The 24,956-nt window shown below is 58.8% G+C and carries 19 protein-coding genes and 1 pseudogene; 10 read left to right on the forward strand and 10 right to left on the reverse strand.

The genetic code is table 11. From position 1 onward, the window contains the following. Nucleotides 1-241, forward strand: a pseudogene (locus tag ACK59Z_RS20605) (cation-transporting P-type ATPase); the annotation flags it as partial. 129 nt (nt 242-370) lie between these two features. Here ACK59Z_RS20605 and ACK59Z_RS20610 read toward each other — a convergent pair. Then, on the reverse strand, nt 371-2,572 hold the full coding sequence (locus ACK59Z_RS20610) for a putative bifunctional diguanylate cyclase/phosphodiesterase (protein WP_409293622.1): 2,202 nt from the start codon (nt 2,570-2,572) through the stop codon (nt 371-373). Nucleotides 2,573-3,313: 741 nt separating this feature from the next. On the opposite strand from ACK59Z_RS20610, the gene clpK reads away from it, so the two are divergent. The 6 genes from clpK to ACK59Z_RS20640 all read left to right on the forward strand — a co-directional run bounded on the left by clpK (nt 3,314) and on the right by ACK59Z_RS20640 (nt 10,165). Further along, nucleotides 3,314-6,085, forward strand: a complete 2,772-nt coding sequence (gene clpK / locus ACK59Z_RS20615; RefSeq protein WP_108190792.1) for a heat shock survival AAA family ATPase ClpK — start codon at nt 3,314-3,316, stop codon at nt 6,083-6,085. Between the two features lie 60 nt (nt 6,086-6,145). Continuing rightward, nucleotides 6,146-6,616, forward strand: coding sequence for a phosphate-starvation-inducible PsiE family protein (locus ACK59Z_RS20620; RefSeq protein ID WP_010954194.1), 471 nt, complete (start codon nt 6,146-6,148; stop codon nt 6,614-6,616). Between the two features lie 189 nt (nt 6,617-6,805). Continuing rightward, nucleotides 6,806-7,261: an Hsp20/alpha crystallin family protein gene (locus tag ACK59Z_RS20625; RefSeq protein ID WP_010954193.1), complete on the forward strand. Its 456-nt coding sequence runs from the start codon at nt 6,806-6,808 to the stop codon at nt 7,259-7,261. A gap of 27 nt (nt 7,262-7,288) precedes the next feature. Further along, nucleotides 7,289-7,660, forward strand: coding sequence for an Hsp20/alpha crystallin family protein (locus ACK59Z_RS20630; RefSeq protein ID WP_020190681.1), 372 nt, complete (start codon nt 7,289-7,291; stop codon nt 7,658-7,660). Nucleotides 7,661-7,686: 26 nt separating this feature from the next. After that, a complete protein-coding gene (locus ACK59Z_RS20635) occupies nt 7,687-8,190 on the forward strand; it encodes an Hsp20/alpha crystallin family protein (protein ID WP_064492091.1) in 504 nt (167 codons plus the stop codon). Nucleotides 8,191-8,383: 193 nt separating this feature from the next. Next, a complete protein-coding gene (locus ACK59Z_RS20640; protein ID WP_082412175.1) occupies nt 8,384-10,165 on the forward strand; it encodes a monovalent cation:proton antiporter-2 (CPA2) family protein in 1,782 nt (593 codons plus the stop codon). A gap of 49 nt (nt 10,166-10,214) precedes the next feature. On the opposite strand, the gene ACK59Z_RS20645 is transcribed toward ACK59Z_RS20640, so the two are convergent. The 4 genes from ACK59Z_RS20645 to ACK59Z_RS20660 all read right to left on the reverse strand — a co-directional run bounded on the left by ACK59Z_RS20645 (nt 10,215) and on the right by ACK59Z_RS20660 (nt 14,439). Continuing rightward, nucleotides 10,215-12,431 carry a xanthine dehydrogenase family protein molybdopterin-binding subunit gene (locus ACK59Z_RS20645; RefSeq protein ID WP_409293623.1) on the reverse strand — a complete coding sequence of 739 codons (2,217 nt, stop codon included), beginning with the start codon at nt 12,429-12,431 and terminating at the stop codon, nt 10,215-10,217. Next, on the reverse strand, nt 12,428-13,429 hold the full coding sequence (locus ACK59Z_RS20650) for a xanthine dehydrogenase family protein subunit M (RefSeq protein ID WP_108190795.1): 1,002 nt from the start codon (nt 13,427-13,429) through the stop codon (nt 12,428-12,430). The genes ACK59Z_RS20645 and ACK59Z_RS20650 overlap by 4 nt, the downstream gene beginning before the upstream one ends. Continuing rightward, nucleotides 13,426-13,947: a (2Fe-2S)-binding protein gene (locus ACK59Z_RS20655; protein ID WP_108190796.1), complete on the reverse strand. Its 522-nt coding sequence runs from the start codon at nt 13,945-13,947 to the stop codon at nt 13,426-13,428. The genes ACK59Z_RS20650 and ACK59Z_RS20655 overlap by 4 nt, the downstream gene beginning before the upstream one ends. Nucleotides 13,948-14,058: 111 nt before the next feature. Continuing rightward, entirely contained in the window at nt 14,059-14,439 is a 381-nt protein-coding gene (locus ACK59Z_RS20660) for a termination factor Rho (protein WP_108190797.1), read from the reverse strand. 823 nt (nt 14,440-15,262) lie between these two features. Between ACK59Z_RS20660 and ACK59Z_RS20665 the strand changes: the two genes are divergently transcribed. The 3 genes from ACK59Z_RS20665 to ACK59Z_RS20675 all read left to right on the forward strand — a co-directional run bounded on the left by ACK59Z_RS20665 (nt 15,263) and on the right by ACK59Z_RS20675 (nt 17,707). Continuing rightward, complete coding sequence (locus ACK59Z_RS20665; protein WP_409293624.1) at nt 15,263-16,246, forward strand: TerC family protein; 984 nt, start codon at nt 15,263-15,265, stop codon at nt 16,244-16,246. A gap of 270 nt (nt 16,247-16,516) precedes the next feature. Beyond that, nucleotides 16,517-16,930 (forward strand): alternative ribosome rescue aminoacyl-tRNA hydrolase ArfB, encoded by a 414-nt coding sequence (gene arfB, locus ACK59Z_RS20670; protein WP_108190801.1) that lies wholly within the window; start codon nt 16,517-16,519, stop codon nt 16,928-16,930. A gap of 414 nt (nt 16,931-17,344) precedes the next feature. Beyond that, entirely contained in the window at nt 17,345-17,707 is a 363-nt protein-coding gene (locus tag ACK59Z_RS20675) for a histone-like nucleoid-structuring protein, MvaT/MvaU family (protein WP_108190802.1), read from the forward strand. A gap of 223 nt (nt 17,708-17,930) precedes the next feature. Here the strand turns inward: ACK59Z_RS20675 and ACK59Z_RS20680 are convergent, their stop codons facing one another. The 5 genes from ACK59Z_RS20680 to ACK59Z_RS20700 all read right to left on the reverse strand — a co-directional run bounded on the left by ACK59Z_RS20680 (nt 17,931) and on the right by ACK59Z_RS20700 (nt 24,956). Beyond that, nucleotides 17,931-18,839: an amino acid ABC transporter substrate-binding protein gene (locus ACK59Z_RS20680; protein ID WP_409293625.1), complete on the reverse strand. Its 909-nt coding sequence runs from the start codon at nt 18,837-18,839 to the stop codon at nt 17,931-17,933. A 48-nt stretch (nt 18,840-18,887) separates the two neighbouring features. Then, a complete protein-coding gene (potE, locus tag ACK59Z_RS20685; protein ID WP_004374854.1) occupies nt 18,888-20,228 on the reverse strand; it encodes a putrescine-ornithine antiporter in 1,341 nt (446 codons plus the stop codon). Nucleotides 20,229-20,612: 384 nt separating this feature from the next. Further along, nucleotides 20,613-21,725, reverse strand: coding sequence for a hypothetical protein (locus ACK59Z_RS20690; protein WP_108190803.1), 1,113 nt, complete (start codon nt 21,723-21,725; stop codon nt 20,613-20,615). Nucleotides 21,726-21,811: 86 nt separating this feature from the next. Next, nucleotides 21,812-23,227: a DUF2252 domain-containing protein gene (locus tag ACK59Z_RS20695; protein ID WP_217427663.1), complete on the reverse strand. Its 1,416-nt coding sequence runs from the start codon at nt 23,225-23,227 to the stop codon at nt 21,812-21,814. Between the two features lie 295 nt (nt 23,228-23,522). After that, a complete protein-coding gene (locus tag ACK59Z_RS20700) occupies nt 23,523-24,956 on the reverse strand; it encodes an efflux transporter outer membrane subunit (protein WP_014861895.1) in 1,434 nt (477 codons plus the stop codon).

The following is a 24,956-nucleotide window of genomic DNA, read 5'->3' on the forward strand; positions in this document are numbered from 1 at the left end:
CAGCCGTCTTTGCCGTCGCACGCTTCAGGTGAACGTGCTGATTGGCTTGGGCTGGACCTTGGCTATCGTGGGGGCAGCAGCTTTCGGTTTATTGGGAGCGGCGGGGGCCATGGTCGCAGCGCTGTTGCACAATTTCAGTACATTGCTGGTGCTCAGCAACTCCGGGCGCTTGTTACGTTATGACGAACGGGATGTGGAGAAGAGGGAAATGTCAGCATATCGTGCTGGCATCCAACGCTGACGCCTATAACGCAGGCATGCAGGTGGGGGCTCCCCCCGCCTGTCACAGCGCCGGCAACGATGGGCATCGCTTACAAAGCAGCACGAAAATATCAACCCGGCGAGCCGAGGACATCACCATGGCGGTGGACTAGTCGGCCAAGAAAGTCCTGAGCGCCTCATGCGACATGGGTCTCGCAAAGTAATAGCCTTGGAGAATATCGCAGCGCCCCCTTTCCAGGAAGTTCACCTGAGGCGCAGTTTCCACACCTTCAGCGACCACTGACAGGCTGAGATGATGGGCCATCGAAATGATGCCTTGAGTGATTGCTGCATCGTGTGGGTTCGTCGAGATGTCCTGGATAAAGGAGCGGTCAATCTTGATTTTGTCTATTGGCAAGCACTTGAGATAACTCAGGCTGGAGAACCCCGTACCGAAATCATCCAGCGCAATGCGTACACCCAAGTCTTTGAGGCGGTGCAAGGTTGCGATTGCTTGTTCAACGTTATGCAGCAAGAGTGACTCGGTTATCTCCAGTTCCAATTGTCCAGCGCTGAGCCCATGCTTGCTCAACACTGCCTGGATACATTCAACGAACTGACCGCACTGGAAATGCATCGGCGAAATATTTACGGCCATCGAGATACCGTTGAAGCCCTGATCACATAGGTTGCGCAACTGCGCGCACGCCGTATCGAGTACCCAAAGGCTCAGAGGGATAATTTGACCACTGTCCTCTGCCACCGGTATGAAAACCGCTGGAGAGATGAACCCTCTAACCGGATGCTCCCAGCGCAACAACGCTTCGATCCCGACCACCCGACGCGTGCGCGCTTCTATTTGCGGTTGATAATGTAGGCTGAACGATTGAGTTTTGATAGCCTTTTGCAGGTCATTACGTAGGCTTCTGTGCTCGCAAACGCGGTGGTTAAGATCACTGGTGTACCATTGAAAGTTGTTCCGACCTTGTTGCTTGGCTTTGTACATGGCCATGTCAGCCTGCTGGATCAACTTCATCGGCTGCTCGATGTGGCCATCGCTTACCGTAATGCCGATACTGGTACTCACGTGCAGGTCAATACCCTGGATACAGTAGGGTTTGCCAATGCTGGCCAGCAGTCGCTCGGCCACCGGGACAGCGTCTTCATCACGAAGCAGGTCCGTCAGCAGTACGACAAACTCATCGCCGCCCATACGCACGACGGTATCAGCCGGACGGACCTGCTGGGTCAAGCGCTGTGCCACCTCGATCAGCACTTGATCGCCGAAGTAGTGCCCGATGGAGTCGTTGATGGATTTGAATCCATCCAGGTCGATGTACATGACCGCCAGTTGAACTTTACGTTGAAGGCTGCTGCGACACGCCAGGACAAGCCGGTCTTCCAGAGACAGGCGGTTAAGCAAACCCGTCAGCCCGTCATGGCTGGCATTGATACTCAACTGGCGCTCGTAATGCTTCTGTTTGCTGATATCCCGCGCGATGCCGAATACCCCGACGATCTCGCCATTGACCATGATTGGCAGGTTAGCGATATCCATGATCAACTGCTTGTCGTCGCTCTCGTCGCGCACCCTTGCCTCGAATCGCTGCGGCTCACCGGCGCGGGCCGCGAAAAAATGCTGATTCACTTTCGGCAGGTCTTCTTCGAATACGAGGTGGGAGAAATGATGACCGACAAGATCAGTTGCCGCGCCACCTTTAAGCTTCAGGCCAGCTGGGTTCACACTCTGGATGTTGCCCGCCCTGTCGAGGGCGAAAACCGGATTGGGGTTGTAGGTAAACAATGAGCGAAACCGTTGTTCGCTTTCCTCCAGACGTTGGCCGTCACGCTCATGCCGGATCGCAATGGCAGCCAGTTGCGCCGCGCAGGTCAGCCGATGGATCTGCACCTCGCTTGGCGCAATCGCTTGATCCTGGTATAGCGCAAATGTCCCAAGTACGGATCCCTGATGCGAGAGTAATGGCAACGACCAGCAGGAGCGTAGATTGTACCCTAGCGCCAGACTGCGAAAACGCTCCCAGCTCGGATCCCGGGCTATATCCGCTGTCACCACCAGCTCGCGGCGGAATGCAGCTGTGCCACACGTGCCTTCCTGAGGCCCAATGGGCAAGCCATGGATTGCATCGCTGTAGGCAGGCGGCAGGCCAGGCGCGGCGCCCTTCAGCAAATGCTTGCCTTGCGCATCGGTGAGCAGTATCGAACACAGCGTGCCGGGATCCTGGGCGTCGATCATCAAGCAGATGGCGGTGAGGATGTCGTGCAGTTGATGATTGGTCGCAATCATACCGAGTATGTCGCGCTGAGACTCGGAAAGCGCCATGCTGTGATAGCCCGTGCAGGAGGTGTTCATGGGGATTCCTGAGTACTTGCGAGGCCTTCCGGTTCCCTGAACGGCTGGAGAATTGAGTGCCCGGGTACAGTCCGATCGCACCCCGATCGCGAAATCTTATAAAGCAGTGGGCCTTCCACGAAAAAGACTCAGGTGGATGATAAAAGAACGTATCAGATGGAGCGCGTGCGCCTTAACTCGGCTCGCCTCGGCCTGCCCGCTGACTATTTCTGAACCGATCGCAGATACTGCTTGACTTGCGAACTACCAGGCGCAGACTTTAGCCAGCATTGCAAAAGTTCCTTGGGCCTGGGCGCATCTGTTTTCGTCGCTCGCCAACCCGCGCTCGCCAACCCGCGCTTGCCTAGCAGGCGTGCTGAAGCTGGCGCTGGACATTACGGATACAGTACTGGCTTTCCTTTGAATGGCCCATCTCAAGGAAAGAACATCCCGATCACGCCCGACTGCTGCGAGAGCAGCAGTCGGGCGCCTTCCCTCGTGCCGAACGCTCTACGGCTGTTGCCCGCCACCCTTGAACCTGCCTGACGATGCCGATCAGGTTTTGATCAAGCGCCCATTCGACAATGGGCTGTTGACGATCATCCTCGAGGAGCGCGAAGCGGGTGCATCGAAGCACAGCCGTTCGATTCCGAATTGAAGCTGACTCGGAGATTTCGTTGAAGTCGTCACGAAGGCCCACCAGCAGACGAGGTGCTGCGGCAGGCTCCATCTCGTCATCTCAATGACTCAAGGAGCGCCCGCATGGCCAGCAAACAATGCCAGGTCTGTGGCCAACCCGCCACGACACGGGTGGAGGCCAAGGTCAATGGCCGCCACAACATCATGCTGTTGTGTGATGATCACTACCGCCAATTGGTGCGCCAGCAAAAACGCACCCTTTCCCCACTGGAAGCCCTTTTCGGCTCGCGCAGCGGTTTGTTCGAAGAGTTCATGGGCAGCGATTTGCTGCGCATCGGAGAAGACTCGGCATCCGTTGCCACGGGTGCCGATGAAGTGGCTGAAGCGTCGTCTGGGGAACCTGGCCGCGCAGCGTCCGGCACGCCACGCCGCCGCAGCAGCGGGCTGGCCAGCCGCATCAGCGAACACTCGGAGGCCCTGTTGCAGGAAGCCGCCAAGCGTGCCACGGAGTTCGGTCGGTCCGAAGTCGATACCGAACACCTGCTATTGGCGCTGGCCGACAGCGATGTGGTGAAGACCATCCTGAGCCAGTTCAAGATCAAGGTTGATGACCTCAAGCGCCAGATCGAAGCCGAAGCCAAGCGCGGCGACAAGCCATTTGAAGGCGAAGTCGGCGTGTCGCCTCGGGTCAAGGATGCGCTCAGTCGCGCCTTCGTCGCCTCCAATGAGTTGGGGCACGCATACGTAGGCCCCGAGCACTTCCTGATCGGGCTGGCCGAAGAGGGCGAAGGGCTGGCCGCCAACTTGCTGCGCCGCTATGGCCTTATGCCGCAGGCCCTGCGCCAGTGCGTCAGCAAGGTGGTTGGCAAGGGTGCAGAGGATGGCCGCGCCGAGGCGCCGACCGAAACGCCGGAGCTCGACAAGTACTCGCGCGATCTCACCAGGATGGCGCGCGATGGCAAGCTGGACCCGGTCATCGGGCGGGCACAGGAAATCGAAACCACCATTGAGGTACTGGCGCGGCGCAAGAAGAACAACCCGGTGTTGATCGGCGAGCCTGGCGTGGGCAAGACGGCCATCGTCGAGGGGCTGGCGCAGCGCATGGTGGCCGGCGAGGTGCCCGAGACGCTGCGCGACAAGCGCCTGGTCGAACTGAACATCAATTCGTTGGTGGCTGGCGCGAAGTACCGAGGCGAGTTCGAGGAGCGCGTGCAGAAGGTGCTGAAGGAAATCGCCGAGCATCAGGGCGAGCTGATTCTCTTCATCGACGAAGTGCACACCATCGTCGGGGCAGGCCAGGGCGGTGGAGAAGGCGGCCTGGACGTGGCCAACGTCTTCAAGCCGATGATGGCGCGTGGTGAGCTGAACCTGATTGGCGCGACGACGCTCAACGAGTACCAGAAGTACATCGAGCAGGACGCTGCGCTGGAGCGGCGTTTCCAACCGGTCGTGGTGCCCGAGCCAACGGTGGCGCAGACCATCATGATCCTGCGCGGCCTGCGCGACACCTTCGAAGCGCACCACAAGGTCAGCATCACCGAGGAGGCGATCATCGCTGCCGCCGAACTGTCCGACCGCTACGTCAGCGCGCGCTTTCTGCCGGACAAGGCCATCGATCTGCTCGATCAGGCTGCCGCCCGCGTCAAGTTATCGGCGACGGCGCGCCCGGTTGCGGTGCAGGAAATGGAGTCGGAGTTGCACCAATTGCGCCGCGAGCAGGACTACGCGGCTTCGCGCAAGCAATATGACAATGCGGCGCAGATCAGCAAGCGCGTCGAAGCCACGGAGGCCGAACTCAAGCAGCGGGTCGAGGAGTGGGAGCTCGAGCGCGGCTCGGGCAGCACCGAGGTCAAGGCGGAACATGTGGCGCAAATCGTCTCGCGGCTGACCGGCATTCCGGTCAATGAACTGACGGTGGAGGAGCGCGAGAAGCTGTTGCACCTGGAGCAGCGGCTGCATGAGCGCCTGGTGGGGCAGGACGAGGCGGTGCGTGCGGTGGCGGACGCGGTTCGGCTGTCGCGCGCTGGGCTGCGCGAAGGCAGCAAGCCCGTTGCCACGTTCCTGTTCCTGGGCTCCACCGGTGTCGGCAAGACCGAGCTGGCCAAGGCGCTGGCCGAAACCATCTACGGCGACGAGAGCGCCCTGTTGCGTATCGACATGTCGGAGTATGGCGAGCGCCATTCCGTGGCTCGGCTGGTGGGCGCGCCTCCGGGTTACGTTGGTTATGACGAAGGCGGCCAGCTTACCGAAAAGGTCCGGCGCAAGCCCTATAGCGTGCTGCTGCTCGACGAAATCGAGAAGGCCCACCCCGACGTCTACAACATCCTGCTGCAGGTGTTCGACGACGGGCGACTGACCGATGGCAAGGGGCGCGTGGTGGACTTCACCAACACCATTATCATCGCCACGTCCAACCTGGGCTCCGACATTATTCAGCGGCGGCTGAAGGCGCCTGGAGCGGCTGGTGAGGAGTACGAGAAGACCAAGGTCGAGGTGATGGAAGTGCTGCGCGGGCACTTTCGCCCCGAGTTCCTCAACCGAATCGATGAGATCATCGTCTTCCATGCGCTGGGCAAGCAGGAGATCCGCCACATTGTTGGCCTGCAACTCGAGCGCGTAGCCCGCAATGCCGCGAGCCAGGGCGTGACGCTGACGTTCGACGAGACACTGGTCGATCACTTGGCGCAAGTCGGCTACAAGCCCGAATTCGGTGCCCGCGAGCTCAAGCGACTGGTCCGCAGCGAGCTGGAGACGGCACTGGCACGTGAAATGCTCGGCGGCGGCATTGGCAAGGGTGATCACGCCCATGTGCGCTGGGACGACAAGGCGGAGCGGGTCGGGTTCGACCGCCGGCAAGCCGCGCCGGCCAAAGAGCTCGACAGTGAAAATGCGTGAAGCCCAGGCCGAAGGCTGCGGTTTCTCGTTGCAATGATCTTGCTGCTGAAGAGGTGAGGCATGAAGGACAGCGATGAGCCCGAGACCACGCGCATGCGACTGCGTCGCGAGTGGGCGGTGTTGACGTTTTACGAGCGTTTCGAGCAGATCGTCGCTCACATTCTTTCGCTGGTGATCGCGGTGGTTATCGTGGTGTCGCTGGTACAGCTGATCCAGATAGTCTTCAGCCTGCTGATCATCGATGCGTTCAATCCGCTGGACCACCGGATCTTCCAGAATGTGTTCGGTATGGTCATGACGCTGCTGATCGCGATGGAATTCAAGCATTCCATCGTGCGCGTTGTCTTGCGCCATGGCAGCATCATTCAGGTCAAGACGGTCCTCTTGATCGGGTTGATCGCGCTGTCGCGCAAGATCGTGATCCTTGATCCCGATGTCAGCCCGGCCAAAGTCGCGGCGCTCGCTGGCGCCACCCTGGCCCTGGGGCTGACCTACTGGCTGTTGCGTGAGCGTGATGATCGAGTTGCCTAGGCCCTGAGTGAATGGCGCCAAGGCAAAGATTGAACGGGAAAAAGAGCGCGGATGTGTAATTCCATATCCGTTCAAACCGGGGCTTGAAAACCTCCAGATTGCTCACATAATTCCGTCATCAGGGGCCGAAACCCGGCGCTTCGCGCCTCCTGTTCGAGATCATTTCAGTCAGCTGGAAGGAGGATTGTCATGTACGAGTCCCTTCTTAATCTGTCGAGCGATCCGATTGCCGAGTTCGAGAAGCTCCAGCGCGAACTGCAACATGTGCTGGGAACGGGGCTCGGGCGCCCAGGCAGCATTCGTGCCTTGGCCAGTGGTGCTTTTCCTGCCATCAATGTCGCGAGCACGCCATCGAGCATGGAGGTCTACGCCTTCGTTCCCGGCGTTGACCCGAGCGACATCGATCTGCAGATTCACCGAGGCCTGCTATCGATTTCCGGCGAGCGCCGGCCCGCGCGCAGCACGCAGGAGGGCAATTGCTCCGTGTACGCCAACGAGCGCTATGCCGGTCCCTTCAAGCGTACCGTGAGCCTCAATGATCAGGTCGATACCGACAAGGTCGAGGCCCACTACCGCGACGGCGTCCTGCGCATTTCCCTGCCGCGGCGAGAAGCGCTGCAGCCCAAGCGTATAGTTATCCAGTAACAGCAAAGGTTTGAAGGAGGAATCACCATGAACGACAAGCAAGCAGTCGTGCGCGGCGAAACTGAAACCCAAACACTGCTGCCGCGCGTCGATGTCTTCGAAGACGAAAACGGAATCCAGCTGTTTGCCGACTTTCCCGGGGTGCCCAAGGATCATCTCGTGGTCAATGTGGAGGGTGACACGCTGGTGCTGGAAGGGGAGATCATGCCGCAGTTGTCCGAACAGCTGGAGGCCGTCTACGCTGAAGTCCAGCTGTCGCGATTCAGACGAGCCTTCACCTTGAGCTCCGAGCTGGATACGACCCGAATCGATGCTGAGCTACGGGACGGCGTGCTGAACGTGCGTGTTCCCAAACATGCACATGCCCAGCCGCGCAAGATCGTCGTGAAAAGCGCGTAGGGCCTTGAGCGTGTGGAGGACGACCCATGGACAAACTAGCTGAACTCAGACATGGCCTGGAGGAAACCTGGCATTCGCTGGGCGAGGGCTGGCGTCAGCTTCGCGGTCGCACCAGCGAGGCCCTGACGCGCTTCACGCCAGTGAAGCGGAGCAGGGGCGAGTCGCAGGATGCGACCTCATCACCGGCGCTTGCCTCGAACTGGGGGCTGCTGGCCGGCGATCTTTACGAGGATGGTGAGCGGATCGTCGTTCGCCTTGAGATACCTGGAATGGTCAAGGAGGACCTGAACCTGGAGGTGCGGGGCGATACGCTGATCATTCGCGGTGAAAAGCGCGTCGAGCAGGAGCAGGGCAATGGGCATTATCGCGTCCGGCAATGCACCTTTGGCAGTTTCCGGCGCACCTTCCGGCTTCCTGCCGAGGTCATTGCCGAGCAGGCCAGCGCCAGATGCAACAACGGTGTGCTGCGTATCGAATTGCCCAAGCAAGCGCGTGCGAGTGGCAGGCGCATCGAGGTTCGCGAAGGCTAGGGGACAGCCCTCGTCACCAGTCTTACCCGCCCGCGACCTACCTGCGGGCGGGTGTTTCTTCAGTTGCTCCACAGGAAGCTGTCGCTTCCCATGCAGTGGATATTGCACATCCCAGGCGAACTGAGACGCCCAGCGATAATTCGTCCGGTACTTTCTCCATAACCGGTCCTGACAGGGGCTGAGGGTCGAAGCCATGGCCGCTGAAGGCAACGCAGGACTGTTGTTGGGTGTCATCACGTTGCTCAGCGCTGCCGTGGTGGCCGTGCCACTGCTCAAGCGCATCGGTTTCGGCTCGGTGCTGGGTTACCTGCTGGCGGGGATGATGATCGGGCCCTTCGGGCTGCAACTGGTCAATGACCCTCACACCATCATCGATGTGGGCGAATTGGGCGTGGTTATGTTTCTCTTCGTGATTGGCCTGGAGCTCAATCCCTCGCATCTGTGGGCGCTGCGGGCGCAGATCTTTGGGCTGGGCAGCCTGCAGGTGTTGATCTGTGCCGTTCTGCTCACCGTCGTCGGCAAGGCCTTTGGTTTCCCTTGGCAGGTGTCATTCGTCTGCGCGGCCGGTTTTGTACTCACATCCACTGCCATCGTCATGCAAGTTCTCTCGGAGCGGGGTGACTTGACCGAGCCGAGGGGCCAACGCATCGTGTCCATTCTGCTGTTTGAAGATCTGCTGATAGTGCCCTTGCTGGCGGTGGTGGCATTTCTGGCGCCGACTGCAGCGGTGCCCGAACCCACCTCACCCCTGTGGCAGCGCATGGCTATCGCAGCCGTGTCCCTCAGCGCACTGGTGATCATCGGGTTGTGGTTGCTCAACCCCCTGTTTCGGGTACTGGCCCAAGCCAGGGCGCGCGAGGTGATGACTGCTGCCGCGCTGCTGGTGGTGCTAGGAGCAGCGCTGCTGATGGAAATCGGCGGCCTGTCGATGGCGATGGGAGCGTTCGTTGCCGGTGTGCTGCTGTCGGAGTCCACCTTCCGCCACCAGCTGGAGGTTGACATAGAACCGTTTCGCGGACTGTTGCTGGGGCTGTTTTTCCTCGGCGTCGGCATGGCGCTGGACCTGCAGGTGGTGGCCAGGAACTGGCTGCTCATCAGCTCTGGCGTGCTGGCGCTGATGGTGGTCAAGGCGCTGTGCATCTATGGGGTCGCGCGCCTAGCGAAAAGCCAGCATGGCGATGCGCTGGACCGCGCCGTGCTGATGGCGCAGGGGGGCGAATTTGCGTTTGTGCTGTTTACCGAAGCGCTGAAACTCAAGGTCGTCAGTGCCGAAATCAACGCCAACATGACGGCTATCGTGGTGCTGTCCATGGCCCTCACGCCGGTGAACCTTCTGTTGCTCAAGCGTTTCGCGCGGCCCCGGGCGGTTTCCATGGACGGTGTGGAGCCGGCACAGAATCTCCAAGGCCATGTACTCATCATAGGGTTTGGCCGTGTCGGCCAGATCGCTTGTCAGGCACCGCTCGCTCATGGCGCCAAGCTTTCAATCATCGATATGGACCCCGAGGTGATCCGCGCCGTCGAGCCTTATGGTTTCAAGGTCTATTACGGTGATGGTGCCCGGCATGACCTGTTGCATGCTGCCGGGGCGCGTCACGCCCGCACCATCATTGTGTGCGTGAATGACAAGAAGGCCGCGACACGCATCGTCGAAAGCACGCGGCAGTATTGCCCGCAGGTGAAGGTGCTGGTACGCGCCTTTGACCGCGAGCATGCGCTGGAGCTGGTCAAGCACGACGCCGACTACATCGTGCGGGAAACCTTTGAATCCTCCTTGCTGCTTGGCCGCCAGGCCGTGCTGACCTTGGGAGCCTCGAGCGTTGAAGCTGACGCGGTGACCGACGAGGTGCGCACACGCGATGCCGCACGTTTTGCCCTGGAAACATCCGGCGGTCTATTTGCCGGGCGAGCGTTGGTTCTGGGAAATATCGAGCGCATTGATCCGCCTGCGCCTGAAGCCACCGATGCCCAGTGAGCGGGAATCCGACGGCGATGCAGGCGCAAACCTCATGCACAGATATTACTCATACCTGACTGTTGTCTTTCAGCAGTTTGTCGAGCGTGATCGGAAACTCCCTCACACGCTTGCCCGTGGCATGGTAGACCGCGTTGGCCACCGCGGCTGCCACCCCGACGACGCCGATTTCGCCCACACCCTTGGACCCCAGCTCGTTGACGATATCGTCGTGCTCTTCAACGAAGATCACCTCGATATCCCCGCTGTCTGCATTGACCGGGATGTGGTACTCCGCCAGGTTGTGGTTGACGATGCGGCCCAACCGATGATCGGTCAACGCGGCTTCGTGCAGGGCCATACCCACCCCCCATACCACGCCTCCCAAGATCTGGCTGCGTGCGGTTTTCGGGTTGATTACCCGTCCGGCCGCCACGGCACTGACTACCCGTGCAACCTTGATTGTGCCAAGGTCCTCGTCGACGTGGACTTCCACGAATACTGCCGAATGGGTAGCGGTGGAGAACGGTTGGCGTCTGGCGCCGGGCTCGGCGTCGATTTGCACTTCGAACTCACCTTCAGGGGCGCTGGCAATGATGTCCGCCAAGGCCAGGCGATGGCTGCCCGCGTGCAGGTAGCCATCGGCGAAAATGATCTGCTCCCGGGCCGTGCTGGCCACTTGGGGGTACATCCTGCGCGCATGTTCCAGCACTTTGGTGCGCAGTACCTGGCAGGCCTGGCGCACGGCCGAACCGACCGACGACACCGTAAACGATCCGCCCTGAAGGGGTGCGGTGGGCAGTGAAGAGTCTCCCAGCACGAAGGTGACATCCTGCACCCTGGCGCCAGCCGCGTCGGCTGCGATCTGCGTCATGACGGTATAGGTGCCGGTCCCGATATCGGTGGTGGCACTGCAGACGGTGAGGTGGCCTTGGGCATCGAAGCGTGCTTTGGCGCTGGCCTTCATCTGCATGGCTTCCCAGACGCCGCCGGCCATCCCCCAGCCGATCAGTTGGTTGCCATGGCGCATGCTGCGCGGTTGCGGATTACGGTTTTGCCAGCCAAAACGTTCGGCACCTTGCCGGTAGCACGCCAGCAGTTCCTTGCTGGAGTAGGGTTTGCCCTCGTTGGCATTGTTGGCGGTGAAATTGCGCCGGCGCAGTTCAAGCGGGTCTATCTGCGCTGCACAGGCGAGTTCATCCATGGCGCACTCCAGGGCAACCATCCCCGACGCGGCACCAGGCGCACGCATGTCCAGCGGGGTGTACACGTCGAGCGAGGCCAGGCGATAGCTGAGGGCAACGTTGTCGCACTGGTAGAGCATGCCACTCCATTCCACCACGTGCTCGGTGAAGTCCTCGAAGCGGGAGGTTTGGCCAAGTGCATCGTGGGCGATCGCCAGCAACTGCCCGTTCACGTCCGCGCCCAAGCGCAGGCGCTGCTCGGTGCGCGGCCGGTAGCCAAAGGTGAACATTTGCTGGCGGGTCAGCGTGACGCGCACCGAGCGCTGCAGGTGCAATGCCGCCATCACTGCCAGCGGCAACTGGTACTGCGGACGCAAGCCCGAGCCGAAGGCACCGCCGACGAACGCCGCGCGCACGCGGATGTTTGCCTTGGGCAGGCCGAACACCTTGTGCAGGTAGTCCTGGCAGTTCTGCGTGCCTTGGGTCTTGTCGTGGATTTCCAGTGTGCCGTCGGCCTTGTAGAGCACGGTCGATGCATGCGGCTCCATGGGGTTGTGGTACTCGTTGGCAGTCAGGTAGGTGGCATCCACCTGCACCGGGGCCCTGGCAAACTGCGCGGTAAAGTCGCCACGCGGCGCTGGTGTTTCGGCGGGTGCCGCATGCGACTGCTGGCATGCGCCCAGGTCTGTCTGGTGGGGCTCCTCGGCGTACTCGATCCTGATCAGCGAACCTGCATACCGCGCCAGCTCGAGGGTCTGGGCGACCACCAGCGCCAGCGGTTGCCCGTTGTAGAGCACTCGATCATTGAACAAGGGCCGAAACGGCGCCCCATTCGCGGAATCGGCGTCGCTGTAGTCGTCGTCATAACTGGAAATATGCGGACGTTGGTCATGGTCGAGCACGGCGACCACCCCGGGCACGCGCATCGCCTGCGCACTGTCGATGTTGAGTACCCGACCTCGGGCGATGGTACTGGACACGACACTGCCATGGAGCAGGCCCACTTCGGGGTATTCGCCCGCGTAGCGCGCCTGCCCGGTGACCTTCGCCACGCCGTCTACGCGGTCCAGGGACGTGCCGGCTACCGGTGTTGGTTTGATCATGGTCGTGGCCCCCCGTCAGCGGCGCCGCGCACCGCGTCATCCAATGCCCGCACAATTGCACGTTGGGCGAGCGTGACCTTGAAGCCGTTGTGGCTCAGAGGTTTTGCACCTTGCAGCAACGTTTTTGCGGCCCGGGTGAACAGCGCTTCGCAAGGCGCCTGGCCGGCCAGCATGCGTTCTACAACCGGGTCTCGCCACGGCTTGTGGGCAACGCCGCCCAGCGCCAGGCGAGCGTGCCGGATTACCTGGCCATCGAAGCTCAAGGCTGCGGCGACCGACACCAGCGCGAACGCGTAGGAGGCGCGGTCGCGAATTTTCAGATAACGGTAATGTTTTTCGAACACCGGGGGCGGCAGCTCGATGGCGACCACCAGTTCATCGATTGCCAGCTGATTGTCTCGCTCCGGGGTGTCCTCAGGGAGGCGATGGAATGCCGCAAAAGGTATTTGGCGCTCTCCGCGCGGCCCCTGCACATGCACCACGGCTTCGAGCGCAGCCAATGCCACGCACATATCCGAGGGATGGGTCGCGACACAGGCATCACTGGCGCCGAGAATCGCGTGGATACGGTTCGAGCCTGTACGCGCCGGGCATCCGCTGCCGGGTTCACGTTTGTTGCAGGGGGTGCCGGTGTCGTAGAAGTAGTAGCAACGGGTGCGTTGCAGCAAGTTGCCACCGGTGCTTGCCATGTTCCTCAACTGCGGTGATGCCCCAGCCAGGATGGCGTCCGACAGCAATGGATAGTGCTGCTCGATCATCGGGTGCCAGGCCAGGTCGGCATTGCTCACCAATGCGCCGATCAACAAGCCACCGTTCAACGTGGGGTGGATGCCGTTCAGCCCAAGGCCGGAAATGTCGATCAGGCGCTTGGGGCGAACCACGTTTTCTTTCATCAGGTCGAGGAGGTTGGTGCCGCCGGCAATGAAGTGTGAGCTGGCGTCAGCCAGGCTCACGGCTTCGCTGATTGATGCGGGCTTGTGGTAGCTGAAAGGCGTCATGGATTCGGCCCTCGTTGTGGCGGGGGCGTCATCAACGGTAGGGCTTCTTCCACCGCAGCGACGATGTTGCTATATGCACCACACCTGCAAAGGTTGCCGCTCATCTGTTCGCGAATGGCCTCGCGGGTGTAGGCGCGCCCTTCGCGGGCAAGCCCGACTGCGGAGCAGATCTGCCCTGGGGTGCAGTAACCGCACTGGAAAGCATCGTGGGTGATGAAAGCACGCTGCATGGGGTGCAGAACGTCTCCGCTGGCCAGCCCTTCGATGGTCACCAGTTCGGCCCCGTCGCACATGATGGCCAAGGTCAGGCAGGCATTGACGCGCTTGCCATCGCGCAGCACTGTGCAGGCCCCGCACTGGCCATGGTCGCAACCCTTCTTGGTGCCGACCAGGTCCAACTGCTCGCGCAAAAGGTCGAGGAGGGTGGTCCAGGGATTCACCTGCAGTGTCAGGCGCTGACCATTCAGGGTCAGGCCGATGGGGTGTTCTTCAGCCCCATTGGGAGAGATCGCGCTCATGGTAGGTCCTCACGGTCAGGGTTCGCGCAGCCGGCTGCGTCTCTGTTGTGCGACCGGGCCGGTTGAGCAAACGTTCAGCCGGCTTGCCAAGTTGCCGATCACATCTGGCCGTCACCCGTGTTTTTGCAGGGCTTCAATCAGCTGTTCCTTGGTCATGGTCGAGCGCCCCTTGATGTCTTTGCTGCGTGCCTCTTTCATAAGGCTTTCCTTGCTTTGTGATTCCAGCGACGCGTGCGACGTCCGCGAATGCCCCTGGCGAGATTCAGCGGCGCGCTTGGCCGAATCCGAGCGTGCGGTCTTCTTCGCGTGCGACGGTGTCCTGCTTCCCGAGCCTGCGTGTTTTTCACCGCCTCCGGATTGCTTGTTGACGGTGGCCCAGGCGCGTGCTTCGGCTACATCCTTGCCCACGCCCTTGTCCTCGTAAGATTGCTCGATGTGCTCGGCCTTGCGTTTCTGCTTGTCCGTGTACTTGTCTTTGTCCCCGCGTGGCATGGTATTTACTCCTGCATGGGTTGCATGAACGGTTGAAAACCAGGGTAGAACTGACGCTCCGGGTGATGGACGGGTGATCCGTGGCGATCGGCCCTATCAGCTAACTGCCGGAACCTGCGCCTGATCCACTTCCGGTTGAGCCACTGCCACTACCCCCCGCGTCTGTGCCGCTACTACCAGAGTCATGACTGCCGGTTCCCGAGTCGCTGTCGGTACCGTCACCTCCGGTATTGTCCGTCCCATTGTCGTCAGTGCCGCCATCACCCGTACCCATTCCATCGCCGGGTGCTCCCGAGCCAGTCGCTCCGCCTTGGTCGTTCATTTGTCCACTGTCGTTCGATTGCATGCCAGGGGCGCGCTGATGGTTCAGGTCTGTGGCGGCCGAAGCAAGTGGTGAAGCGCAGCCCAGGCAAAGTGCAAGCAGTAACGTAAAAGGTTTTGCTGGTGTCATGGTGAAACGCCTTTTTTGGATTGTTCACCCTATGTTCGGCCTGGCGTGCGTAAGAGGGTGCCCGCTGAGCGACGGAAGGCGCTGCATCAGGTTGACCGTGAAGTGGTGCTTGATCGCGAGCAAGCGGCGCTTTGCCCCAATGAAGGCGTTGATAACGTGCGGGGCATCAATGAGCCGGGTGCTATCAGGTATCCGAAATGAGTTTTCCACTGCAAGCGTTTTAGCTTGTCATGGACATGATTTGTAAATGTTTTCTACTTGAAGCCTACTCGCGCCCGATAAATTCTTTCTTCGTGACGCCGGGCCCCTCTGACGGTTATACCGCCATGTCGGAGTCATAGTTGTTAAACTACGACTATACAGGAGGGGCTCATGTCTGCCCTTAGTGCGTATCTCTATCAAGACGTTCTTGGTACTGACCTCTGGCTTTGGCTTTCCTTTTTCGCTGTTGTGCTAACACTGTTGGCGCTTGACTTAGGTGTGCTCCATCGCGGGAATCGGGAGATTGGAGTCAAAGAGAGCTTGTTGCTGTCTGCGGGCTACATCAGTATGGGTCTTCTGTTCGCGGTCTGGTTGTATTTCCAGAAAGGCAGCGACGCGAGCATGGACTATGTGACAGGTTTTTTGATTGAAAAATCCTTGTCAATGGATAACGTTTTCGTTATTGCGCTGATCTTCAGTTTCCTGGCCATTCCTCGGGAGTTCCAGCATCGAGTATTGTTTTGGGGGATCATGGGGGTCATCGTCTTGAGGGCTATCATGATCGGTCTCGGGGCTGCGCTCATCGCCCAGTTCAGTTGGATACTCTACTGCTTTGGCGCGTTCCTGGTCTTCACCGGGGTAAAGATGCTATTCGCTCGCGTCGATCATGCGCCTGACTTGGAAAACAACCGTTTCGTCAGATACCTGCGCACACACCTACGCATCACCAAAGAATTGCACGGTCAACGCTTTGTGGTTCGCTTGCCTGACGTGTCAGGGAAAAGAACTCTATGGGTGACGCCACTATTCCTTGCACTTGTCCTGATTGAATGTGCAGATTTGGTATTTGCTGTTGACAGCGTGCCTGCGATTTTTGCTATCACACAGGATCCGTTCATCGTTTATACGTCGAACATCTTTGCCATTCTCGGCTTGCGAGCGCTCTATTTTGCATTGGCTGCCATGATCAGTCGCTTTGTTTATCTTAAGTACGCGCTGGCTCTGGTGCTTGTCTTTATCGGCGCTAAAATCTTCCTTCATGACGTTGTGGGTAAAGTACCCGCCGAAATATCGTTGAGCGTTACCATCGGCCTTCTGATTGGCGGCGTGTTGCTTTCGCTTTGGAAAACCCGAGCGTCCGCTAACGCTCATTGAATGATTACGGTCGCTGAACGGCAGGACAGGGACACGCTCCGCAAGCATGGCATCGTGGCCTGCGCGTCCGATTACGAACGCTATGGGGACTCGTCCGAGAGGGTGATGACAGTGGTCGAGGCAATCCAGTAACGACTGCCTCTTGGGCCTTCACACTCGGCCAGTTGTGCCCGCAGGTGCAGCTTTCTGCGTTGCGGACAGAGCATTATGTGTTGTCCTATGGGAGAGCGTCGCAGTCTGTGATAATGAGGGAATGAAAAGGGCCCTATCATGTTGACCATCTCCAATAACGTGCATCTGCCGGATGCCGAAATCGAACTCACATATATCCGCGCGCAAGGCGCGGGCGGACAGAATGTCAACAAGGTGTCCAGCGCCGTGCACCTGCGCTTCGACATCCCGTCTTCATCGTTGCCCGAGTTTTACAAGGCGCGGCTGCTGGCGCTGCGTGACAGTCGCATCACCGGCGACGGCGTATTGATCATCAAGGGCCAGCAGTACCGCACACAGGAGCAGAATCGTGCGGACGCTTTGGCGCGTCTTGCCGAGTTGATCATCACCGCTGGCAAGACCGATAAGAAACGTCGCCCCACCAAGCCGACCCTGGGCTCCAAGACCCGCCGCCTCGAAGGAAAATCCAGGCGCAGCGCTGTCAAGGCGGGTCGGGGGAGGGTGGAGTTCTAGGCTCTGTACGAAAAGCCTTGATACTTGTTCGTGCTGCGTTGAAAACCGCCTCGGAATGCTCATGTACTCCAGTACAGTCGGGCGCGACCCCGGCCGTTCCTCGGCTGTTTTCGCCTTGCCTGACCTGCGTCTCAAGACTTTTCGTACAGCGCCTAGGCGCTGTCAGTTGCGGTAGTCGTAATGTCGGCTGAGTGGGCCATGCAGCGCTGGCGCGTGTCAGCGTAGATAACTTTCTACTCGCCAAGGTCAGGCTGGAGGATTTCAAATTCAGGCATCTCTAAATGAGACATTGGCGGTGTGGCGCTTGCTCTGCAACAGGAAAGTGGGGCAGGTGGCCCTGATTTTCATTTCGGTTTGAATTTAAACTGCGTTAGGATGCTCTAAAGGTCACCTATCCAACTTCGGAGTATCCCCATGTCGCGTCTGGCAGAATTTAGACAACTTGAGCAAAAATTGGCCGCCCAGTTGGCCGAACTGGAGGCCATGAAAGGCAGCCGTGAGCTTCAGAAAGAAATCGAGTTTGAGACCAAATTGCGCGATCTGCTGGGCAAATATGGCTATAGCCTTCGTGACATCATCAACCTCCTGGATCCACAGGCCGGTCGCCGTGCCGCACCTGCTGCCGCAGAGAAAGCACCTCGTCGCGCTCGTCAGGTTAAGCAGTACAAGAACCCGCACAACGGCGAGATCATCGAGACCAAAGGTGGCAACCACAAACTGCTGAAGGAGTGGAAGGCTCAATATGGATCTGATGTGGTCGAGTCTTGGGTTTCCTAAGTTCGATCAAAGACGCAAAAAAAGAAACGACCTCAGAGGCCGTTTCTTTTGCCCGTGGATTGGCAGGCTGTATCCCATGGTTTCCTCGACACTTGCCACGCTCAGGAAATGGCGTTTCTCCTAGTGACCTGCGGCCAAGGTTAGCGTCTGTATGAAAAGCCTTGAGACGGCTTTTCATACAGCGCCTGGAAGGCTGCTTGCAGACGGCCTGTAGTGATTGATGTCACTCGGGCAACGCATACACCCTGAACAATTTCTTCACGATATCGTTGGTCCCTCCCAAGTATTTGTCGTAGTCCTTTTCAATGGAGCCCGAACGATAGGCTTCGCTCAAGGCCGTATCGACCAGCAGGCGGAAGTCGTCGTCATTGCGCTCCACCATCATCGCCACCGGCGAGTACTCGAATATGCGGTCCAGGAGCATCAGGTTTTTGGGAGCCCCTTCCTTGGCTATTTCGTTTTTCAGCAACATGCGCTCGGCAAAGAACGCGTCCGCCTTGCCGTCGGCGACCAGCTTGATGCCCTCATCGTTGTTGGCCACGGTAACCAGTGAAGCGATTACACCAAGCAGGCGCATCCTTTCGCGAATCCAGTCTTCGGTTACACCGCCCTCAATGGTGGCGTATGTGTGGTTGGCCAGACCGCTGTTGATGCTTGCTCGCCAGGTCGGTCCGCTATTGGCGACTTTGCCATTGAGTACATTAAGCAGCGATTCGGGGGCATCCTTGCGCACCACGACAGAGAGACCGGCGGTGTAGATCGGTATGGCGTAACTGATCGACTTGCGCCGTTCCAGAGTGGGCGGAGTCGGCGTGCAGAGAATATCGACTTTCCCTTGGCTCACCGCACTGACCTGCTCGTAAACCGTAACCGGCTGGTAGCGCACTTGCAGGTCCGGCAGGCCAAGTTCGCGCTTGAGCTTGTCTGCAACTTTAAGGCACTGCTCGATGGCATAGCCGCTGGCTTTGTCGCCTTCCTGCGTGCTGAAGGGGGCCAGGTCTGGCAGGTAGCCCATGGTGAAGCTGTGGCTGCTGCGCACGCGTTCAAGTGTGGAGGCACTGGCCATCAAAGGCAGCGTCAAAAACGCCAGAGCGAGCAAAAAACGGGTGGTTTTGATCAAGGGTACGTTCATGTCCGGTTTCCCCGTATGCAGATGTCTGTGCAGTCCTGGCTGCCGCGCCTAAGGATTGCCGGCCCCGGCCTGTTCGGCTGGCAGCGTGTCGGTGAAACGCTTGGCGAGGAAACCGTAGAGCAGGTAACCGAAGGCCAGTACCAGGGTGCCGCCCATCACCGCATCCTTGCCGCAGGCATACAGGGCATACAAGGAGTACGTCACCGCCACCAGCAGCACTACCAGGTTGCGCGCGTAGATCGTCGTTGAGACACCGGCCTTGTACATGATGACCAGCAGACCGGTCAGCGCGGTTAAATATGGGATGAGGTTAGTCACCGCCGCCAGGTTGACCAGCTTGCTGAACTGGGCGGCGGCATCCGGTGAAATGGTCGACAGGGCCATCAAGGTTTGCAGCACGCCACAGACGATCATGCCGACGACAGGGGCGTTCATGGCGTTGACCTTGCTGAAGAACTTGAGGAACAGGTTCTGGTCGGCGGTCATCTTGGCAGTTTGCGCCAAGGTAAATTGCCACCCCAGCAGCGAGCCGACACACGCCATGACCGCCAGGGCCATGACGATATGGCCTACCAATGGATTGAACATCGTGGCGTAGACCAGCGCGAAGGGCGCCGTGGACTTGGCCAGATCGGCATTGGGAATGATGCCCTGGATGACGGTGGTCGACAGTATATAGACACCGGCAGCCCCCAAGGTGCCGAACAGGCAGGCCAGTGGCACGTTGCGCTTGGGGTTTTCCACGGCATCGGTGGCTTGGGCCGCCGACTCCATGCCCAGGAACGCCCACAGGGTCAGAGGAATGGCTTTGGCGATGGACTCGGAAATCGGCAGATCGTTAGGGTTCCAGGCGGCGACCAGTACATCGGGCTTGAACCAGAACCAGCCGATGATGCAAAGGCCTGCTACCGGAATGATCACGCCCCAGACCGTGAAAGCACCGATCTTGCCGGTGATGCCGGGACCGCCGAAGTTGGCGAAGGTGGTCAGCCAGATTAGCCCGATGGTGCCTATGCACAACGGGATGGCACCACTACCCAGCCAGGGCAAGAAAGCGGTCATGTAGCCCACCGCAGAGATGGCCACGGCTACGTTGGCGATGGCCAGAGACAGGAAGTACAGGTACGAGCAGAGGAAAAAACCCGACTTCGCGTGAGCCTCTTCGGTGTAGGCGGACAACCCGCCAGAGCGTGAGCAGAAGACGCCGCACTGGGCAAAACAATAAGCGATGGCCATCGAGCCGATTGCCGTGAAAAGCCACGACAACAGCGAGACGGCACCCAGTTGAGCCATGTTGGTAGGCAACATGATGATCCCCGAACCCATCATGTTGACTGTCACCAGCGTCGTGAGCCCGACCAGGCTCATTTTTTTGCTTGAATCAGCCATCGCAAACTCCTTGCCGCGTTCAATGTTTTGAACCTTGGTCCGGCAACGTGCAACGCGTGGCCGAATAGGGGGCTAATGTTCAATGCTTGACTACGTAAACTCTGCAGGGTGGGCGCACCTGGCAGTCTCGCTTGATCTTGACAGCAGGTTGGCAGGTTCAAAGCCCGGGAAAGGGCCATCGAACAGTGCTATCGCCAACAGGTAATCGACGATGGATTGCTTACGGCGGGTACTCCGTGGCGGTGCGGCGTTACGTCGTTATCAGCGTGAACTCGATTAACCGTTAACAATTGATAAAGATCAATGATCCTTGCCTATTTCACTTCGTCCAACCGGCAGCGCCTTTGATATGACCTTGGCGGGTTATGGATAATGACTGTCACATCAGTTAGCGGGTACGGTGATCACAGGGGCTTGCGGCGCCACGCCTGTTTCGGCAAGAGAGAACAGTACCAGTATGAACAAGAACTCCGATTTGGATTTCATGTCGTGGTCGTCGATCCAAAACCAATAGTCGCGATAGTGCACAGCAGCATAGGCATCAGCGGGTCGCTCTTCGCTCGAATGGATGCGAACCAGAGGATCGTCCCACGGACTGGGATGATCGGGCACGGGAGGCATGGGGTTTGCTCGCCCATCTTGCAAATGCGCGGCAGGGGCCTCGATCGTCGCGGCGAGTTCCAGAAAGATTTCTGACATGGAGCGTGTCAGGAGCGCAATCTCGGTATCGCTCCTGGATACCATACCGAAAGTCAGTGTCAGTTCATCCTTGTCGGGCCGCAAGTGAAGAATCTTTCGTACGGTAAGGCGATCCTTCTCCACATCATCGGGGATGTCACGTTCGATCATGAGCACTTCGCTTCTTTCGTTGGCGCGGGTACTGACTCTTACACCTAGCGATTCCGAACGCTGTATCCGCCTTAACGCATCCAATAGCTCATAGAAACGTGGATCTGCGGCACGCAAGCGTGTAGGCGATACCGATCGATTGTACACACCATTCGCTGCTCGGACGGTCAATTGCAGCACGCGGTCGACCGGGTAGCCTGCCTGAATAAGCGAAAAAACGGCCTCAGGAGATAAGGGTTGCAACAAGTAGCGTGAGAACCGCTCCCCGGAAAGCGGTGTATAGCTGATTGTTGGACGATCTGTGTAAACGCCGGATGCGCCTATGGCCTGACTGCTACCGTCGTTGGGCAATCCCGAAAACCAGCCTGCTGCGAGGTTGACCTGACTTTGTATGGCGCTGGAGCTGATCACCGAAGAGACTTCCAGATACACCGGTGCATCGGCGTAGCGCAACTTGACGATATTGAGCAGTGTCTGTTCTTTCCAGGTCGTGGCAATCACTGTGCCGTAGTCTGTGCGATCGCGCTGTATCGAGGTCGGCCCCAGCGTACCGCAGCCTCCGACGTAGCACGCCGTGGCGATCAGTAACAACAGGCGGATACGGTACGGTAGGTGCGTGATCTTCGGCACTGAGGTCTGGTGATCCATAGTGTTGCCTCATGACGCATTTTTTGTGGGCCTCAGGTAATGGCATTCAGCGCGTTCGGTTAAGGCAACAGCACGGGACGGCAGTGTCAGTCTTCTTCTCTCAATGCTTTGATCCGTCCGGATTTTTCTGCGGCTACCAACGCGGCATAGTCTTTTGCATTTTGCTTTGCATAGGTCATGACAAATTTGCCGATGGCCTGATCGAAGGAGTCCGACTTACCCAAATAGCCGCTAATCAGTGCCGCATCCCCGGATTTTGCATGGGCACGCGCGAGGGTACGACCGCATAGCTCGGCGTACAGCTTCATTTGTGTGGTCGTTGCGCCTTCGATCGGCGCAGACATTTTCATGTCTCGCAACTGCCGCACAAAGAAATGGCGGCCTTTTTGGCCTTGCGTCCAGCCCAGAAAAATGTCGCTGGAAGACTGCATGAGCCGCTGCCCTGTGACAATGCGTTGCCCCTGGTTCTCGTACTCGCTTTTTCCCGCGTAAGGCCCCAACACGGAAGGACACGCTTCCTTGAATTGCAGAAGCAGGGGGTGGTTCTCCGCGGAAAAGAACAGGCCTACAAAACAATAGGTGCCGACGCTCCCTATTCCGACGGCTTTGACGGCAAAGTCTTCGAGACGGTACCGATCAAACAGTATGCGGCGTTCATGGGGTAGCGATAATCGATAGTCTTGCAGTGCCGCATGCACCCGTTTATCAAAGTCCTTTTCATAGATATGAAACAGAACAGGGGGTTGATCGATCAGGCGTCGACGGCCCGCCACTTCACTGCTGATCATGGGATAAAGGTAATCGCCGACTCGAACCTTGGCTTTTTCTATCAATTGCTCACGGTTTTTTTTGATTTTGGCATTGGGGGCCATATCGATGATCGTTTGTGCATCCAGGTGGTCATACCAGACTTCCAGCGGGCTCAATTTCGAAAGCTCGCGTAGACGTTCCCGGTAAGCTTTAACGGATTTGACGGCGATCGCGTGGGCATCTTTTTCGCTGAGCCTGTTATCTGCAGCCGCGACGGCGAAGCTGATCGCCAGGCGTTTGACATCCCACTCCCAGGGGGCGGGAAGGGTTTCGTCGAAATCATTGATGTCAAAAATCAGATTGCGCTCGGGTGTCGCGAACAGTCCGAAGTTCAACAGGTGACAATCACCGCACGCCTGTACCCGAATGCCGGTGTTGGGGAGGCTGGCCAAGTCATGAACCATCAATCCCGCAGAACCGCGCAAGAAGGTGAAGGGGCTGCGCAACATGCGTCCATAGCGCACGGGCACTAGACTGGGGAGTCTATATCGATTGGACGCTTCAAGGAGATCGATAGGGTTACGATGCTTGCGCGGTGGTTTCCACACTGCGTGAGATGAGTGTGGCAGGCTCTCGCGTATCCGCTCTCCTGCGTTCAGGCGTTCTTTTCGCGAGCGAAAAGTCGGCTCGTAAATTCCGAACTTTGGTTCTCGAGCCGCACCCTGGACGGATTTCTTCTTACTGGGAGACATTTCCACTCCTTTACTCAACGAAGTCGAAGTTGTTCAGGAGCAAGATCGCGTTATGGTTCGGTCCCATCACAAAAGCGTAGCAGCCTGCCCCTGAGCTGCGTGGATGCTCCGCTTGGAAAACACCACATTTCATAGCCTTGGCGGGAGCGTTTTGTGGTTTGCCTGTGAGCCGGATCCGTCATCCCGCGCCACTGTCCTTCCAGCGCAAGTGTTTAACCTCGAGAGGGCCAAGGTACAGCTACCGCTGGCGTTGGCACGGCTAAACCGGTCTGCCGACACGGTGTCTCCATCATGCTCATGGTCGCTTTTGATTGGCAGTTGCTGTCAGTTTGTCCGCCTCGGTCACCCAGCCACCACCAGTCGCCTTGTACAGATCAATCATGTTGGTGAACACCGAACCGCGGGTGCGGGTGTAATCCAATTCGGCGTCGAACAGGCTGCGCTCGGCGTCCAGCACCTCGATGTAGCTGGTATAGCCGTTGTCGTAGCGCAACCGTGCGTAATGGGCATAAGTGCTCAGTGCCTCGACTTGCCTGGCTTGGTAGGCCATCCGTTCTCTGGATTTGCTCGATGCGACCAAGGCATTTTCCACGTCCCTGAACGCCGATTGAATCGACTGTTGGTAAATTTGCAGCGCCTGTTTCTGGATGGCTTCAGCTTGCTGCACCTGCCCGGCAATACCGCCGGCTGTGAAGATTGGCATGCTTACCGCCACACCATAGGACCAGGTAGAAGCGGGTCCAGTGAACAGGTTCGACAGTTGGTTACTGGCGGAACCTAACAGGCCGGTCAGGGAAATAGTCGGGAAGTATTGAGCCTTGGCAGCGCCGATCTGTGCATTGGCCGATATCAGATTCAGTTCTGCCTGACGCAAGTCCGGTCGCCGTTCAAGCAAGTCTGATGGTAAGCCGGCCGGCACCGTTGGCAGATTCAGTTGGGCCAGGTCACGGCCGCGGATGATTGGCCCAGGGTTACGCCCAAGCAGCACGGCCAAGGCGTTTTCCTGTTGCGCGACCAGGGGTTGGAGTTGCGCAACTGACGCCTGGGTGCGCTCGAGTTCGGATTGATTCTGTGCCAGTTCCATTTCGGAAATGGTGCCGGCACCGTAGCGCAGTTTGAATATTTCGTAGGACTCACTGCGAGCCTTGGCGGTCGTGCGGGCGATTTCCAGTTCCCGGTCGAGGTCACGCAGGGTCACGTAGCTCGACGCAACCGAAGCGACCAGACTCAAGATCACGCTTCGACGGCCTTCTTCCGAGGCCAGCAAATCGGCACGGGCGGATTCATCCAGGCGGCGCAACCGGCCCCAGATATCCAGCTCCCAGTTCACACTGAGAATGGCCTGGTAGTTGTTGAACACCGGATCCACCGACGGGTCCAGCGAGACCGGACCGGTGTCCCGCGGCGAACGGGAGCGCTGCCCTTGGGCGCCCAGACCGACTTGTGGAAACAAGAGAGAACGGGTCTGGCCGTAACGGCCCTGGAATTCTTCGACCCGCGCGGCGGCAATCTTGATGTCCTTGTTTTCCAGCAGCGCCGTGCGGATCAGTTCATTCAGAACCGGGTCGTGGAACTGCTCCCACCACAGCGTATTCGACAGGTCTTTTGCTTCCTTGTCCGCATAACGGTAGGCAGCGGGGGTGTCGATTTTCGGGGGCTGGTAATCTGGCCCCACCATGCAACCCGCCAGGCTGAGGCACAACATCAGCGGGATAGGAGGCTTACGCAT

The sequence above is a fragment of the Pseudomonas sp. KCJK9058 genome (genome assembly GCF_046230975.1).
GTDB classification, from domain to species: domain Bacteria; phylum Pseudomonadota; class Gammaproteobacteria; order Pseudomonadales; family Pseudomonadaceae; genus Aquipseudomonas; species Aquipseudomonas alloputida.